This window comes from Mucilaginibacter sp. (assembly GCF_028288185.1).
In the GTDB taxonomy this organism is placed as follows: Bacteria; Bacteroidota; Bacteroidia; order Sphingobacteriales; family Sphingobacteriaceae; genus Mucilaginibacter.
Window position 1 is genome coordinate 25,054 of the sequence record NZ_JAQBOF010000008.1, and the last position, 16,698, is coordinate 41,751.

At 33.8% G+C, this 16,698-nt stretch carries 12 protein-coding genes; 9 read left to right on the forward strand and 3 right to left on the reverse strand.

Features of this window, described 5'->3' with window-relative positions:
• Positions 1-171 precede the first annotated feature (171 nt).
• From JWQ34_RS02690 to JWQ34_RS02730, 9 genes are all read left to right on the forward strand, one after another.
• Positions 172-1,266 carry a glycosyltransferase family 1 protein gene (locus JWQ34_RS02690; RefSeq protein WP_299353524.1) on the forward strand — a complete coding sequence of 365 codons (1,095 nt, stop codon included), beginning with the start codon at positions 172-174 and terminating at the stop codon, positions 1,264-1,266.
• Entirely contained in the window at positions 1,244-2,443 is a 1,200-nt protein-coding gene (locus JWQ34_RS02695) for a glycosyltransferase (RefSeq protein ID WP_299353526.1), read from the forward strand. Before JWQ34_RS02690 ends, JWQ34_RS02695 begins: the two co-directional genes overlap by 23 nt.
• Positions 2,440-3,450 carry a GDP-mannose 4,6-dehydratase gene (locus tag JWQ34_RS02700; protein ID WP_299353529.1) on the forward strand — a complete coding sequence of 337 codons (1,011 nt, stop codon included), beginning with the start codon at positions 2,440-2,442 and terminating at the stop codon, positions 3,448-3,450. The genes JWQ34_RS02695 and JWQ34_RS02700 overlap by 4 nt, the downstream gene beginning before the upstream one ends.
• Positions 3,447-4,349, forward strand: a complete 903-nt coding sequence (locus JWQ34_RS02705) for an NAD(P)-dependent oxidoreductase (RefSeq protein WP_299353532.1) — start codon at positions 3,447-3,449, stop codon at positions 4,347-4,349. The genes JWQ34_RS02700 and JWQ34_RS02705 overlap by 4 nt, the downstream gene beginning before the upstream one ends.
• 233 nt (positions 4,350-4,582) lie before the next feature.
• Complete coding sequence (locus JWQ34_RS02710; protein ID WP_299353535.1) at positions 4,583-5,557, forward strand: UDP-GlcNAc--UDP-phosphate GlcNAc-1-phosphate transferase; 975 nt, start codon at positions 4,583-4,585, stop codon at positions 5,555-5,557.
• Positions 5,558-5,755: 198 nt separating this feature from the next.
• Positions 5,756-7,720: a nucleoside-diphosphate sugar epimerase/dehydratase gene (locus JWQ34_RS02715; RefSeq protein ID WP_299353538.1), complete on the forward strand. Its 1,965-nt coding sequence runs from the start codon at positions 5,756-5,758 to the stop codon at positions 7,718-7,720.
• Complete coding sequence (locus JWQ34_RS02720) at positions 7,713-8,354, forward strand: hypothetical protein (protein ID WP_299353541.1); 642 nt, start codon at positions 7,713-7,715, stop codon at positions 8,352-8,354. Before JWQ34_RS02715 ends, JWQ34_RS02720 begins: the two co-directional genes overlap by 8 nt.
• Positions 8,351-10,036 (forward strand): capsule assembly Wzi family protein, encoded by a 1,686-nt coding sequence (locus JWQ34_RS02725; protein ID WP_299353544.1) that lies wholly within the window; start codon positions 8,351-8,353, stop codon positions 10,034-10,036. The genes JWQ34_RS02720 and JWQ34_RS02725 overlap by 4 nt, the downstream gene beginning before the upstream one ends.
• A gap of 14 nt (positions 10,037-10,050) precedes the next feature.
• Positions 10,051-11,760 carry a capsule assembly Wzi family protein gene (locus JWQ34_RS02730; protein WP_299353547.1) on the forward strand — a complete coding sequence of 570 codons (1,710 nt, stop codon included), beginning with the start codon at positions 10,051-10,053 and terminating at the stop codon, positions 11,758-11,760.
• Here JWQ34_RS02730 and JWQ34_RS02735 read toward each other — a convergent pair.
• From JWQ34_RS02735 to JWQ34_RS02745, 3 genes are all read right to left on the reverse strand, one after another.
• A complete protein-coding gene (locus JWQ34_RS02735) occupies positions 11,750-12,814 on the reverse strand; it encodes a hypothetical protein (RefSeq protein ID WP_299353550.1) in 1,065 nt (354 codons plus the stop codon). The two genes, JWQ34_RS02730 and JWQ34_RS02735, sit on opposite strands and share 11 nt — an antisense overlap.
• Position 12,815: 1 nt before the next feature.
• On the reverse strand, positions 12,816-15,146 hold the full coding sequence (locus JWQ34_RS02740; RefSeq protein WP_299353553.1) for an SLBB domain-containing protein: 2,331 nt from the start codon (positions 15,144-15,146) through the stop codon (positions 12,816-12,818).
• Between the two features lie 85 nt (positions 15,147-15,231).
• Positions 15,232-16,464 carry a glycosyltransferase family 4 protein gene (locus JWQ34_RS02745; protein ID WP_299353556.1) on the reverse strand — a complete coding sequence of 411 codons (1,233 nt, stop codon included), beginning with the start codon at positions 16,462-16,464 and terminating at the stop codon, positions 15,232-15,234.
• Positions 16,465-16,698: the final 234 nt, after the last annotated feature.

Consider the following 16,698-nt stretch of genomic DNA (forward strand, 5'->3'; position numbering starts at 1 on the left):
AATATAGCGGATATAAGTTGGTAAAATTTCCTAATAGTATTTTTAATTATTAAATTGCGAGCAACATGAAAATTACTAATGGTATGTTCATAATTGCTTGTTACCTATAATTATAGTAATAATGACTAATATTTTCATAATATTCAATTTTAAGGCTATTGGCTATCATTAATGATTAAGCGGGAAGTGTTTTACGATGCGAATTTTGCAATAGGGAAATATCGCGGCATGGGCAAGTATATAAACGATTTAATTTATGTAATTAGTGAAAAGGGGATAAACTGCACAGGATTATTAAGTGGTAAAGCTGATGATATTTCAAAGAATAAAATCGCTTTTGGTTATTCTAATTATATCTTATGGGAGCAATTCTCCCTAGCTAAATATATTAACACTTTAAATAACGCGTTGCTTTTTTTACCGTATAATACTGGATCAATCTTTTTTAGAAATTACAATAGCAAGGTGCTTATAATCCATGATCTTATTTTTTTTGAGTCTTACAGTTCCTTATCTCTAAAACAAGTAATAGGCAAATACTACCGAAGATTAGTATTACCAAGAATTGTCAAAAAAGTTGAAAACATTATTACAGTATCACATTTCACTAAAAATGAAATCATAAAAAAATTTAATATCGACCCAGCCCGAATAACAGTTATACCAAATAGTATTGATTTGGGCGCTGCAAATCACATCGTTGATATTAATAAAAAAGCTAATTTTTTTTTTAATATCGGCGGAGAATTGGGACACAAGAATATAAAAAACCTATTAAAGGCTTTCGCTTTATTTACTAAGACATATTCCGAAGAATATAGATTAAAAATAATTGGAATTCGCGATTCGACCACATTAAGATCATACAAAAAACTTGCGTTAAATTTGAAAATTTATCCCCTTGTTGATTTTCTTGGTTATCAAACTGATGACCAGATAGCAGAATTATATAGAAATGCAAAGGCGTTTATTTTCCCGTCGAAAATCGAAGGATTTGGAATTCCTTTAATTGAAGCCATGAAATACGGATGTCCAATAGTTTGTAGTAACACATCTTGTTTTCCTGAAATAGCAAAAGATGCAGCAGCTTATTTTGATCCATGGGACATTACTAACATGTCGGAAGTAATGTTTAGCGTGGTAAATGACATAAATAAATCCAAACATTTAGTTTCGAACGGACTGAAGGTAGTCAAGGACTATTCTTTTGAAAACTTTAATAAAATAGTTTTAAATTGGTATTATGTCAATTATGGACACGAGTAAAAACAGGAAAAAAGGACTTATTGTAATTCCCAGAATGCCGTATCCTCTAAATTCAGGAGGCAGAATTGCAATTTATGATTCTTTAGAGCAACTTTCGCAAAAATATGAACTGGTAATTATAATAATTGATGACGATAGGAATAATCAACAATATCTGAACCACCTGAGCCGTTTTTCCAATTCTGTACACTTTTGTTCATTTAATAAGTGCCATTTCTTTTTCAATACTCTGCTTGGTTTGGTAAAAGGAAAACCATTGCAGGTAGGTTATTTTTATTTCAGAAAAGTTCAAAAAATAATTAACGAATCCTCCTTGTCGTGCGACTTTTTTGTATCTTTTATGATCAGAACGTCATCTTATGGTTTGAATTTACAGATGCCGAAATATCATTATGCTATTGATTCGATGTATCTCAATTATAAAAATTCAAAAGAAAATGCTAAGTCTATAATATGGAAACTTATTTACAGCATTGAAACACCACTGTTGTTCAATATCGAAAAGAAGCATGTTAGAAATTTTAATTTAACAACTTTTGTAAATAAGAATGAAGCTGAATTTTGGAAGGAATACGGTAACGTTGCTAATCTGCCCCACGGAGTTGAAGCGAGTATATTTGAGCGAGATAAAACTGATTCTTTATATAAAGATGTCGTCGCGTTTATTGGCAGAATGGATTATCAGCCGAATATAGATGCGGTTTTGTGGTTTTGCGATAATGTTTTAGGTTCACTTAATTACAATATTCAATTTTGGATTATCGGCGGGCACGTTTCGGATAACCTCCGAAAGAAACTCGAGGCGTTTAAGAATGTAAAAATTGTTGGGTTTGTCGATGATCCATATATAATTTTGCGGTCCTGTTTATGTACAGTTGCCCCAATGCAAACCGGCGGGGGATTACAAACGAAAATATTAATGGCAATGGCTGTTGAAAGCCTAGTACTAACAACATCTTCATCAGCTAGTGCAATCGAAAATGCTAAAGATGGCGTGAATATAATAGTGGAAAATAGTGCTTATAGATATGTAGAAGTAATTAACGATATATACAAAAATCCGTCAAAGTATCTTTCAATAAAGCAGGAGGCGAAAACCACGATATTAAATACATATTCTCTTGATATAATTAAAAAAAAACTTCTTAGTTTACTGGGAAAATATTTAAATATATGATAAAAAAAGCATTAATATGTGGCGTATCCGGGCAAGATGGTGCCTATTTATCAAAGCTACTATTAGAGAAAGATTACCAGGTTTATGGAGGATCGCGGGATGCACAGGCGTCCTCTTTCACAAATTTGAAAAGACTTGGTATTAGAGATCAAATTGATGTTGTTTCCATAAACATCATTGATTTTAGAAGTACGCTACAAACGATAATGAAAGTTAAGCCGGAGGAGATATATAACCTTGCAGGCCAGTCATCTGTTGGTCTATCGTTTGAACAGCCTGTCGAGACCTTGGAAAGCATTAGTATAGGCACGTTGAATTTGTTGGAAGCCATTAGATTTTCAGGTCAACCTATTAAGCTATACAATGCTGGATCAAGTGAATGTTTTGGAGATACTGGCGAACACAAAGCTAATGAGGAGACGGCATTTAAGCCCAGAAGTCCTTATGCTGTGGCTAAGGCTACAGCTTTTTGGGAGGTGGCCAATTATAGAGAAGCATATAATCTGTTTGCATGTACAGGGATATTATTTAACCATGAATCTCCCTTAAGACCGGCAAGGTTTGTTACTCAAAAAATTATTGGTACTGCGGTTAGAATATACAATGGAAGTAGAGAAAAATTAGCTTTAGGTAATATTGAAATAGAGCGTGACTGGGGATTTGCACCTGATTATGTAGAAGCAATGTGGTTGATGTTACAACAAGACATAGCTGATGATTTTGTGATTTCTACAGGCACCACAACATCACTCCGTGAATTTATAGATATAACATTTAATGAATTGGGTTTAAAGGCTAGTGAGCATATAGTTATTAATAAAGATTTTATGCGACCTACTGATTTAAAAGCTGGCCATTCAGATCCATCTAAAGCCTTCAATAAATTAGGTTGGAAAGCTAAAGCTACTTTAAATGATGTTATCAAATGTATGATAGATAGTGAGCTCTTATTATCAAAAACCAATTTGAATGATTTGGAGAAGGTAGGTTCAAACAGTTTAATATGATTTTACTTACAGGATCCTCAGGTTTCCTTGGTCAAATAATAAAAAGTGTTCTAATTAATCATAATATAATCTCAATAGGAAGAAGACAGGCTGATATTGTGGTTAATGTTATAAATGAGGTTCCTGTTTTACCCATTTGTAACATTGTTATTCACACGGCTGGTAAAGCCCATTCAGTGCCAACAACTGATGTCGAAAAGCGACACTTTTTTGATGTCAACGTAACTGGCACTGCTAATCTTTTAAAAGGACTAGAACAATCTGGTTTACCACAGTCTTTTATTTTTATAAGCAGCGTTTCGGTTTATGGTTTAGAATCTGGTGAATTTATAAGTGAAGATTATCCATTGTTTGCAATAGATCCTTATGGAAAAAGTAAAATAGAAGCAGAACAACTAGTGTGGGATTGGTGTGAAAAAAACAAAGTGATTTGCACGATTTTGAGATTGCCTTTAATTGCAGGACCAAATCCACCTGGAAATTTAAAAACAATGATTAATGGTATCAAACGAGGCCATTATTTTAATATAGCTGGTGGTAAAGCAAGAAAGAGTATGGTACTTGCTGAAGATGTTGCTAAAATTATTCCTGTTGCTGCTAACGTTGGTGGTATTTATAATTTAACGGATGGCCATCATCCAAGTTTTTCAGAATTATCTCAAATTATTGCTAAGCAATTAGGCAAATCCAAACCTTTAAATATTCCAATGTGGATAGCAACTTTAATGGCTATGACAGGAGATTTAATGGGTGCAAAAGCTCCGATAAACTCCAATAAATTAATAAAAATTACTTCAGATTTAACCTTTGATGATACGAAGGCTCAAAAATTATTAGGATGGAACCCTACTCTTGTGTTAAAAGGCTTCACAATAAAATGGGATAATTGTACTATTTAAAACTGCTTTTTATTCATAATTATTGAAAATAATGATACTTTAATGGTAATTATGGTACTTAAATGGAATCAAAATGGTAGTAAATATACTTTTAACCCCCATTATTACCCAAAAAATGGAAGTAAAATGGAATCAAATGGTAAGTAAATTATACTAAATGATAGTTTGAAGTAATAAAATTTACCACTATTTCATTTAATAAAACTTAATTTTGAGGCAATAATTAAAAGCCTGTGGATCTATTTATACTTTTCATTTTCTTTTGTGTGCTTTTCGCACTCGAACTTATCTATTTCAAAATAGCAGATAAGTATAATATCATAGATCATCCTAATCACCGTAGTTCACACACAAAAGTAACTTTACGAGGGGGAGGTATAATTTTCACTATTGGATTTTTATTGGGTTCTTTCTATTTGCATTGGGAATATGGTTATTTTCTTATTGGTCTACTTTTAATTAGTTTAATTAGCTTTATTGACGATATTAAACATACAAGTAAAAGGATTCGGATACTTGTGCATTTAATTGCTGTTGCCTTGTTGTTTTATCAATCAGGTATGTACAACTTCCCGATTTATTGGATTTTTTTAGGGTTTGCTTTAGTAATTGGTTCGATTAATGCAATCAATTTTATGGATGGTATTAATGGCATTACCGGTGGTTTTGGCTTATTAACCTTGATTACATTATACTTTATCAATAAGCATATTTTATTTACAGACGAAAAACAGCTTGTTATAGGTATTATAGCTTTATTGGTTTTTAATTTTTTCAATTTTAGGGCAAAAGCCAAATGTTTTGCGGGCGATGTTGGCAGTGTAAGTTTAGCTTTTATTATTCTTTTTTTTCTGTTGCAATTGATAATCAAAACAAGTAACCTTAATTATTTGCTTATATTATTGGTTTATGGTTTAGATACAGTAACCACAATTATATTTAGGACATTAAGAAAAGAAGATATTTTTAAAGCCCATAGGAGTCACTTTTATCAATTTTGGGCAAATGAAAAAAAGATACCACACTTAATAGTTGCTATGGCTTATATCGTTGTTCAGGGAATTATTGATTTTATTTTGGTCAAATTTAATCCTGCATCAATTGTTAATTTAATCATATCAGTAGTAATAACTGCGATAATATTTATTTTAATGCGTATACATTTTGAAGGTTCAAACAAACTTTTTAATATAAAAAAAACGTATTAAAACTGTATTTCAGTCCATTTTTAATTGTTTTATAAATTGTAAAACAATTAAAAACATGATATGTTATTATGGTAATTATTGGTATTAAATTATTGATATGCTTTGTGTGTTAACATTTTTTCAATAATAAAGCGCATTAACTATAAAACACAGTATATTTACAGTGCTTAAATAATTGTAATTATTTATTTTTTGCTTATGAATACATCGCCTACCTTATTCAATCAAATAAACATAGTTCCTCGCTGGCTTATTTTTTCACTTGATTTAATAATTAGTTTTTTAGCATTAACCGCTGCTTATTTAATCAAATCCAATTTTGATTTTAAAAATTTAAATCATGTAGAATTTGATCGGAATTTATTAATATCAGCAATATTAAGCACAATTGTTTTTTGTACATTGAAAATATTTGCAGGCATTATAAGATACACAAGTGCTCAAGATTCTTTCAGGATTTTAATGGCTGTATTGATAAGTAATGGTATCTTCTTTTTAATTAACATCTGTTCTGTAGCTTTTTACAATATCCCATTAATTTCAAATACTATACTAATTGTTAATTTCCTGGCCTGTTTTTTATTAATGGTTAGTTACAGGATTTTAGTAAAATACTTCTTTTTATATATTAAAAACTTAAAATTAGATAAAAAGCGAGTAATAATATATGGGGCAGGTGAAGCTGGGGTAGCTGCAAAAAGAACTTTTGACCATGATCAAAAAGTTAATAAAAATATTATAGCTTTTGTTGATGATGATCAAAGAAAAGTTGGAAAAACAATAGATGGTATACAAATATTAGATGCAAAAGATCTACCCCAATTGATAGAAGAACATAAATTGGATGAGGTTATTTTTGCGGCGTATACAATCCCTATTGATCATAAAAACAGGATAGTTGATATCTGTCTCGAAAACGATGTTAAAGTACTAAGTGTTCCGTCACATGACGTATGGGTAAGCGGAAAATTGCAATCTACCCAAATACAAAAGGTTAATATTGAAGATCTGCTAAACAGGAAATCTATTGAAATCGATATTACCAATATTCAAAAAGAGCTGAAAGGGAAAAGAATACTAATTACCGGGGCTGCCGGCTCAATAGGTAGTGAAATAGTTAGGCAGTTGATAAGATTTGATACAGATTTGATAATAATGTGTGATCAATCAGAAACGGAGTTACACCATTTGTATTTAGAGATTGATGAAATGAATACACAAGCAAATTTTTATGCTTTTATGGGAGATGTAAGGGATGAAAAAAGGATGGACTATTTGTTTGAAACTTATAAACCTCATTATGTTTATCATGCAGCTGCGTACAAACATGTTCCGATGATGGAGGATAACGCTTCTGAGGCTATAAAAACAAATGTTTGGGGCACTAAAACTATTGCTGACCTTTCAGTAAAATATGCAGTTCAAAAGTTTGTAATGATATCTACCGATAAGGCGGTGAATCCTACAAATGTAATGGGAGCATCAAAAAGGATTGCCGAAATTTATGTACAATCATTAAATAGATCAATAAGTAATAAAGACTTTAATTTCACCAATGGCTTAAGTCATTTAAATAATACAAAATCAAATACCAGATTTATAACTACAAGATTTGGTAATGTACTTGGGTCAAATGGTTCTGTTATTCCTAGATTTAGGCAGCAAATAGAAAAGGGAGGGCCTGTAACAGTAACACACCCTGAAATAACCCGTTACTTTATGACTATACCAGAGGCTTGTCGCTTGGTATTAGAAGCTGGTTGTATGGGTAAAGGAGGAGAGATCTATATTTTTGATATGGGTAAATCTGTGAAAATTATTGAGTTGGCTAAGCGTATGATCCGTTTAGCCGGATTGGTTCCTAATCAAGATATTAAAATTGAATATACAGGATTAAGACCCGGCGAAAAATTGTTTGAGGAATTACTTAATAATCACGAAAATACTATGCCTACGCATCATGAAAAAATAATGATAGGAAAAGTACGAGAGTATTTATTTAATGAAATCGAAGGACAAATATATTCTTTAATAGATCATGCAAAAAACAATGACGATATGCAAGTTGTTAAATCCATGAAGCTGATAGTACATGAGTTTAAAAGTAAAAATTCTGTTTTTGAAGAATTAGATATGATAACGCAATCACTTTTAAATGAATAAATTTTTTTTCTTATTAGTTTTTCTGTTATTGCTTCAAATTTCCTGTAAAACTCACGTGCAAAATGAGGTAGAAGTATATAATAATGATTTTGAAGGGAGCAATTTAGCAGGTATAAGTAATGGTATAATTGGCCAGTTTAACAATTCAGCAGTATTAGGCCAATATAATAATAGTACTTTTATTTTAAAGGTAGATAATTTGCCTAAGCATAATTTAATTACAATCTCATTTGACTTATATATACATGATAATTGGCGTGGACAGCTTTTACCTGACGGACCGGATATATGGCAGATGCTTATTGATAATGCTTTATATATTAACACCACATTTTCAAATTTAGACTGTAAGGTGGGTAATATTTGCCCTCCCCAATCTTACCCGGATGATTACCCTAACAGTAATCACAATCCGCGCTCCGGGTCTTACAGGACTGATTTACCAGGTGTTTGCAGCATGTTGAGTTCCCCAAACGGCACAACAATGTACAAAATCACAAAAACATTCAAACACGTTAATCAATCTTTGTTGTTACAATGCTTAGATAAATTAAGTCAGAGCAATTATACCAACCCTAAATGCGAGAAAAGTTGGTCTGTAGATAATATTAGTATAAAAGCAATTACCTTATGAGGATTGTAAAGCTTATAGTAGTATTTATATTACTTGCAAAATTTGATGTTATTGCACAATCTTTACCTGTTGGTACGCCACTTGAAGATTATTACAGAAGGACACAACTGCTAGGTACAATTGATACTAATGTTTCTTTTACCCTCAGGCCAATCAACCCATATTACATAAATAAAGGGACACAGGCGTTTAATCCTGACAGCTCAAAATATAGTGAAATACATGCTGAAAATTCATGGGTAAGTAAAAATGGAAAAATACGTGCAAACCTTTCACCTTTAAATTTTCAAACTCAAATTAATACCAATCATCCTTATGGATGGAATGATGGAGCAATGATACCTGCTAAAGGTTTGCAGACATTAATAAGTATGGGAGTATTTGCACAATATGGTATATTGAGTATACAATTTTCGCCCGAAGTGATTTTAGCGGCAAACTCGCAATTTGAAACATTCAACAAAAATCAATATGATGTAATTTTTGCCAGATATTATGATATCTATAATAATATTGATTTACCTGTAAGGTTTGGAACAGCCGCATATGCCCGAGTGTTTTGGGGGCAGAGCAGTTTAAGATTAAATTTCAAATCGGTATCAATTGGTTTATCTACAGAAAACTTGTGGTGGGGGCCCGGGATAAGAAATTCTTTATTAATGAGTAATAGCGCCCCTGGTTTTAAGCATTTTACTTTAAATACATTACGACCTTTAAATACAGCAATTGGTTCTTTTGAAGGTCAAGTAATAGCCGGTAGTTTAAGTAATTCGGGTTTCCCTCCACTAGAGCCTGATAATAAATACTTTGGTACAAATTTATATATTCCTAAACCCAATAACTGGAGATATTTATCGGGCATTATAATTACCTGGCAGCCTAAATGGGCGCCGGGCTTATTTTTAGGGTTTGATCAAAGTTCGCAAATGTATGGCAAGAACTTAAATGGACTTAAAGATTATCTTCCATTTTTTTCGCCTGTTGTTAGGTCACCAAATGCTCCTGATGCTCCTATTGTCCAAAATAAAGATAGGCGAGGTTCGCTATTCATGCGTTGGCTCTGGCCGCAAGAACATGCCGAAATTTATTTTGAATGGGGACACAATAATGCATCTAATGACTTATATCAGTCATCTTTGTCACCAGAAGATTCGCGCGCATATATTTTTGGTGTAAGAAAAGTTTTGCCGTTTAATAGTTCAAAAGACGAAAATATTTTGATTGGAATTGAGGTTACTCAACTCCAGGAAACCTCTATTGCCAAAATTAAGGACGGACAAGAATGGTATGTAAGTAAAAGCATCCGGCAAGGCTACACAAATAATGGAGAAATTTTAGGCGCGGGTATCGGGCCTGGTGCGAATCTCCAGTCGGTTGATGTTAGTTGGGTAAAAGGATTAAGAAAGTTAGGATTGCAAATTGAGCGATACGTTCATAACAATGATTTTTATTATTATGCTTTCGGAGACAACCAAAATTATTCTCAACATTGGGTGGATTTAAGCATAGGGGCAATTGGCGAATGGAACTATAAAAATCTCATCTTTAATGGAAAAATTCAAGGCATTAAATCTTTAGATTATCAATGGGCCTTAAAGCAAAATGGAAATGATCCGGCATTTGTAAACCAATTAAGTGTATTTAATTTGCAGATCCAGGCAGGTGTATTATATAGATTTTAATTACTGTAGCTAAAATGAAAAATTCGCTGTGTTTGTTAAGTGTTGTTTTTGCTTTTAACTGTTTGTTTTTACGAAGTACAGTAAATGCACAGTCGCTTCCTGTTGGTACGCCTGTTCTTGATGATTATTATAGAAGAATGCAGTTACTAAGTAAGATTGATACCAATTTGTCTTTTACCTTACGTCCCATTTTTATTGCATCTTCTTCACATCTTAACGATTCTAATAATACGTTAAAACATAATAATTGGACAGAATCTAACTTAATTACCTTTGCTAAAGGATTAGGACAATTTAAAATATTGCCATTAACCTGGCAGCAGCAATTTAATTCAGATCATCCATACGGCTGGAATGATGGGGCTATGATACCTGCTAAAGGATACCAGACAATGATAAGTGGTGGATTTTATGTAAAGTTTGGCCCGTTAAGTATACAATTACGTCCTGAATATGTATATGCAAATAATTCTAATTTTAATGGGTTTGATTCCGAACATTCAGGTCAGGATTTAATAAATTACTATTCATACCATAATCTAATTGACAATCCTGAACGATATGGGAATAATGCATATCATCGCGCGTTTTGGGGGCAGAGTAGTATAAATTTAACCCTTGGACCAATAACAGCAGGCTTATCTAATGAGAATTTATGGTGGGGGCCAGGTATACGTAACGCATTAATTTTAAGCAATAATGCTCCCGGCTTTAAGCACTTAACTCTTAATACTGTACGCCCTATAAAAACATATATTGGATATTTTGAAGGCCAAATTATAGCGGGACGTTTAGAAAGCTCAGGATTCACCAATTTAGCGATTACTTCATTGTCGGATGGAACAAATTTATTGGCTCCTAAAATAAATGATTGGCGCTATTTTACCGGTTTTAATATTAACTATCACCCCAAATGGATACCAGGCTTAACATTGGGCTTAACCAGAACTTTTAATGCTTACGAAAAAGATGTTAAAGGTTTTGCGGGGTATTTTCCATTTTTTACTCCATATTCAAAACAAAGCACTCAAGGCGGTATAGACTCAGGTATTGGAGATCCGTTTCCCAGAGATCAGTATACCTCATTTTATGCCAGATGGTTATTCACAAAAGCACAGGCAGAAGTATATTTTGAATATGGCTTAAATGATAACTCTTATAATTTAACGGATTTTTTTCAATCACCAGATCATTCAAGAGCTTACATATTTGGATTGAGAAAGATGATACCATTAAGTGGCATGAAAGATCAACATATTTTATTTAGTGGTGAAATTACGCAACTTTCACAATCTGTTGATAGGTTAGTAAGAGGGGCGGGCGGATGGTATGCTCATTACCAAGTTATTGATGGCCATACTAATCAAGGCCAGGTGCTTGGCGCTGGTACCGGATCGGGTGGAAATCTTCAATCTATGGATATAAGTTGGGTGTCGGGATTAAAAAGATTAGGGATTGGATTTGAACGATATGAGCATGATGTTGATTTTTATAGAACGGCTTTCCCGGATATAAATGGCAATAGTAGAAAATGGGTGGACTTTGCCTTTTCTTTAAATGGCGAGTGGAGCTATAAAAATTTAATATTTAACGCTAAATTACAAGAAATTAAGTCGTTAAATTACGAATGGATATTAAAAGATTATGTACCCGGTAATTATTATATACCTCATAATGATGTATATAATTTTCATGGCGAATTGGGTGTAACTTTTAGATTTTAGCTTGTTTACGGGTTAGTAACACATAAAAACCAAATATTAAACCAGCCAAAAATATACCGACCAAAATACCTACAGAATATTTAAGCTTGTTTTTCTTTAAAGGTAGTTCCGGTTCGTCAACAATTTGTACTGTTGGAGTTTCTTGTGCAAGCATTGTCTTGCTTGCTTCCAAATTTTTAACTGTTTCGGTAAAAATGCCTGATAATACAATTTTGTCGCGCTCATTCACCTCAATTTTGGCATTAGTTGCAGTATATGCGGGATTTAGATCTAATGTATTTTGGTTTGCAGCCGCCGCAGCATAGGTTTTATGGTTAAGTATCATCCCAATACTATCCGCACGTTTTTGCAAACGATTTATATTATCTCTTAATCTTTGAGTTTTTGTATTTATGTAAAAATCTGTTGATTGATTGATCATTCTACTGCAAAAAAGCTGCGCCAATTTCTCATCTTTCATGGTGACATTTACTTCAAAAAATCCCAATTTTTTATCAGTTTTTGCAATTTCAAACTCGCTATTTAATATCGATTCGGTCATCTCATGCAATAGGCTATCCTGTAATCGATTATTATGTATAGCGTTTAGCGGGAATCGTGTTATTTTTCCGTCAGAGCTGTATTTTAGCCATTTTTTATTTAGCTTATTTACCGCTGCATATCGGTCTGCCAAGGTTTGTGTGCTATCATAAGCAGTTGATAAGGTGGCTTTTATCAGCTTGCGACTTTTTACAAGCTCTTGTACATTATCTCCTGCCAAAACACCACTACCGCCGCCTATACCATTTAAATCAAAGCCAGCTAAGCCAGCTAATGCAGATAAGCCGCCACCGCCTGACGATTTGGAATCGTCCACTACAAAAGTTAGTCGTGCTGTATATGTAGGGGTCCATATCCAGGCGGCTAAGGCACCTAACAGGCCCCCGGTAATTAAAACTAATACCAGTATTTTTTTAAACTGCAAAACGTACTTAATATTGTTAATGCGCTCATTAAACAGTTTTTTAACAGAGAATTCTGGCTCGTAAGGATATTGCGTATTTTCCGGGTTCATGTTATTTATGTAAAATAGCTACAATACTTACCAATGCGGTTAATGCCGCGGCAATGCTGCCCAAATCACCAAAGCCTATTTTTATTTTGTTATCAGGTGTTTTTTCAGGAACTACTATTTTGCTGCCGGGCTTCACTTTAGGGTAATGACGGAAAAACAAGAAATGTCTTACCGGTTGATTTAACCCATCGGGGTATTGAATATATGCACCCTTCAGCCTAGCATTTTCTGTAGTACCTGCTGCAGCATTAATATAGTATTTAAACCTACGGCCATTGTAGCTTATATATTGTGGATTATTTACAGCACCCGATACTTCGACATATGAAATTACACGCGGTACGTATACGCTATCACCGGGTAATAATATCATGTTTTTGTTAGCTTCGGGCACATTTGTTTTGGCAGCCAGGTCAAGATTAACACGTACACCGTTACGGTAAACCTGTGCGTTTTCCATAGAACCATAAGGCGTTACTCCGCCTGCCCGTTGCAAAAATTCAAGCGCCGTTTCGTTTCTTTTCTGTACAGGATATTCGCCGGGGAACACAACCTCGCCTCTAACGACAACATCGCCTAATGAGCGGTAGTTGACTAAACGCGGTACATTAATAACATCCATGGGTTCCAATTCTATATTGGCATCTTTACCATTAGCCATATCTACAACAAAGGTGTTAACTTGCTGATTGGCTACACTATCAGACTCGTTTTTAATTACCCTGTTTATTTCAATATGATGATCGGCAGCTTCATCAGCAAACCCACCTGCCATAGCAATCACATCAGCTAATTTAAGCCCTTTGCGATAGGTGATGATAGACGGACGCTTTACATGACCGCTAACCGTTACTTTTTGATTAGATATAAACGCTCCGCGATCCATAATAACTACAGAATCTTCACGCAATAACGGTATGTCATTTACCCCGCTAAGTATTTCGGCAGGATTAAAGGGTATGCTTTGTTTCTCTAAGTTTGGAAGCGTCCTGTTAATGTAGCCACGTTCCATATAAGCCTCGGGTTTTAATCCTTGAGCCAGTTTTAAAAGCTGGCTTAATGTAAGGCCTGCGGTGAGCTCGTAAACATCCGGGCGGTATACTGAGCCCTCTAACACTACTCTATTGGTATAACGGTTTGTAATGGCTCCTATTTGAATCTTATCGCCATTATGTGGAGTGTAATTTGAGAAAAGGTTAGCAGGTACATCTTTCACTTCGTGCTGCAAGTCATTAATTTGATCTACTTTAGCAATGCCGGTGTAAGCTATATCAGTGTATCCGCTTGCATATTTAATCAAGTCATCCAAATGTTCGTTTTCTTTTAGCTCATAAATTGCCGGGGTTTTAACCTCGCCGCTAATACTTACTCTTTTTTTGTAAACAGGTATTTGAATTACGTCTTGGTCCTCTAGCCGGATATCACCGTCTTGTATCCCATTTTGCAGGTAGTTGTAAAAATCTATCGTTTTATAAAGTTTGTTATTCCTTATCAACTTAATATATCTTAACGAGCCATTTGCGCTGGGCCCACCAGAGTTATACAGCGCATTAGGAAATGTAGCTAAAGACGATAAAGTAAATGATCCCGGAGTTTTTACTTCGCCTTTTACAGTTACTTTTATACTGCGTGTGGTGCCTAAATTTACAATTAATTGCGTTTGCCCTGAGCTTAAACCCGGGTAAATTTTGGTCATTTTACTTTTAATTAAGCTAGTGGCCTGTTCAATAGTAAAACCGTTTACATGCACTAAACCGGCAAATGGAATTTGTAAATTCCCATCAGGCGTTACTATTGATTCAAGGTTCTTTTCATTTAATCCTGTTAATAATATTAGGACCTTATCGCCGGGGCCTAATACATAGCTTTTGGGCGTAGCTATTGAAAAATTTGGCTCAAACGTAATGGCTTGTTTGAAAAACTGAGTGCCATATACCTCTAATACCGGCTGTTTAGTATTTGTATGTGGTAGTTCGAATGGTTTTGGTTTTATAACCAGGTCAATAATGTCACGCGATGAACCCGTTTTTTGCTTTTCTGTTGATGGAACGGCTTTGGTTACAGAGGCTTTTTTATTTAAACCAAGTAATGTTACTCTATCTTTAAAAGCCTGTACTTCTTCTGTTGGTACACCATTTTTAGCCAACATACTATAAGCCTCCTGTTCAGACAATCCTGAATCCTGTAACTTTTTCCAGGCTTGAGTTATTTGTTCGTCAGTTGCCTGGCTTACCTTCATGTTCTTCAGGTCGCTCATACTTTGGGCCGAGCCTTGCTTTGCAACTATTATTAAACTAAAAAATAATATATAAAATAGGTATTTAGCGCGCATGTAAAATTGATATTAATCTAAGAATGCAAATATAAAATATTAAATCGGTCTAAAGCTATGCTGTAATGCTGCAAGGTGATAGAACCTATAATGCAGGAATTAGTTTTTGTAAACCCTCAAAATGTTTCCGGGTATTTATAAGGTTGTTAATATGTTGTTGGGCGTTTTTGCCCATTTGTATAATTTGCTCGTCATTTACATATAAAGTTTTAATCAAGTTGGCCAATTGAGTGTAATTGCCGGGTTCAAATAATAAACCGGTTTGATTATTAATAACCATCTCTGGAATTGCACCAATTGCCGAGCCTATAACGGGTTTACCCAATGCCATGGCCTCAACTACCGTAAAACCCAAAACTTCATACCATTCAGACGCGCATATCAAAAACTCAGCACCATTAATTATTTGTAAAGTTTCCTGCTTAGTTTTTTTTCCCAGGAAAGTAACATTGTTTAATTGATAATTTTGCTTAAACTCTTGCAGAGCTATTTCCTGTGTACCATCACCAATTATTTTAAGTTGAATATCCGGGCAGTTTTTTATGGCATTTAAAACAGTATGTGCACCTTTAATTTTTTCCAGTCGGCCTACAAAAACTATATACTTTTCCTTAAATAAATTAGGTTTTAGCTTTGCCTCTTCAATCTCGGTATAATCGTAACCATGATATAATTGCACCAGTTTATCCTTATGGAAATTGAACTGCTTAAATTTCTCATACAAAAAAACTGATGGGCATACATAGTGATCTACATAAGCGTAATAGTTTAAATATTGATGTACATAGTTTTCTAAAGCAGCTACGGTACTTGCCAAATATGAGCCTTTTTTGCAGGAGTTTGTAATGCAGTTATAAAATGCCCCGCCAAAACAACGCTCGCATATTTTGTCATGACTTATAAAAGTGCTTTCGGGGCAAATAGGGGTGTATTCATGCAAAGTCCATATTATCGGAATGTTTTTTTCTTTTAATATTTTTAAAATAGTAGGGGTAATATAATGATGAATAACGTTTATGTGAGCAAAGCCTATTTTAACATCAGTTAAAAGGCGTTCCAGGTTTCTTTGTGCTTCGATAGAGTAAATGCTTTTTGAAATAACTTTTATGCCAGCTGTTATACTGCGTTTGTTAATTTTTTTATAATCTATGTTGTCAATAAAGTAATCAGAATAGGGTGATGGAAAGTTCCGGTCATCCTTCATAGAAAATGGTATAACATTGTGGCCTTTCTGTTTATACAGGCTCATCACATTTTCAACATACGTCCAATCGCCCCCACTTGGATACCATGTCCAATTTACAACAAGAATATTCATTAAATAAGCAGTTTCTTCAGGAAATTAAGATTCACACAAACAAAATCTAAAGATGGTTGTATTATATTATATTAAGTATATAAATTATAAAAAATAAAAATTTGGTTTAATAATCTACTACATCCCATCTTGAAAAATGTGAATCACTACAATTTATCAAAAAAATTATAGTGACAGGGTTGCAGGGAGCAATTACTAATTTTTTATCTTTAGCGACATTTATTAATCAACTTA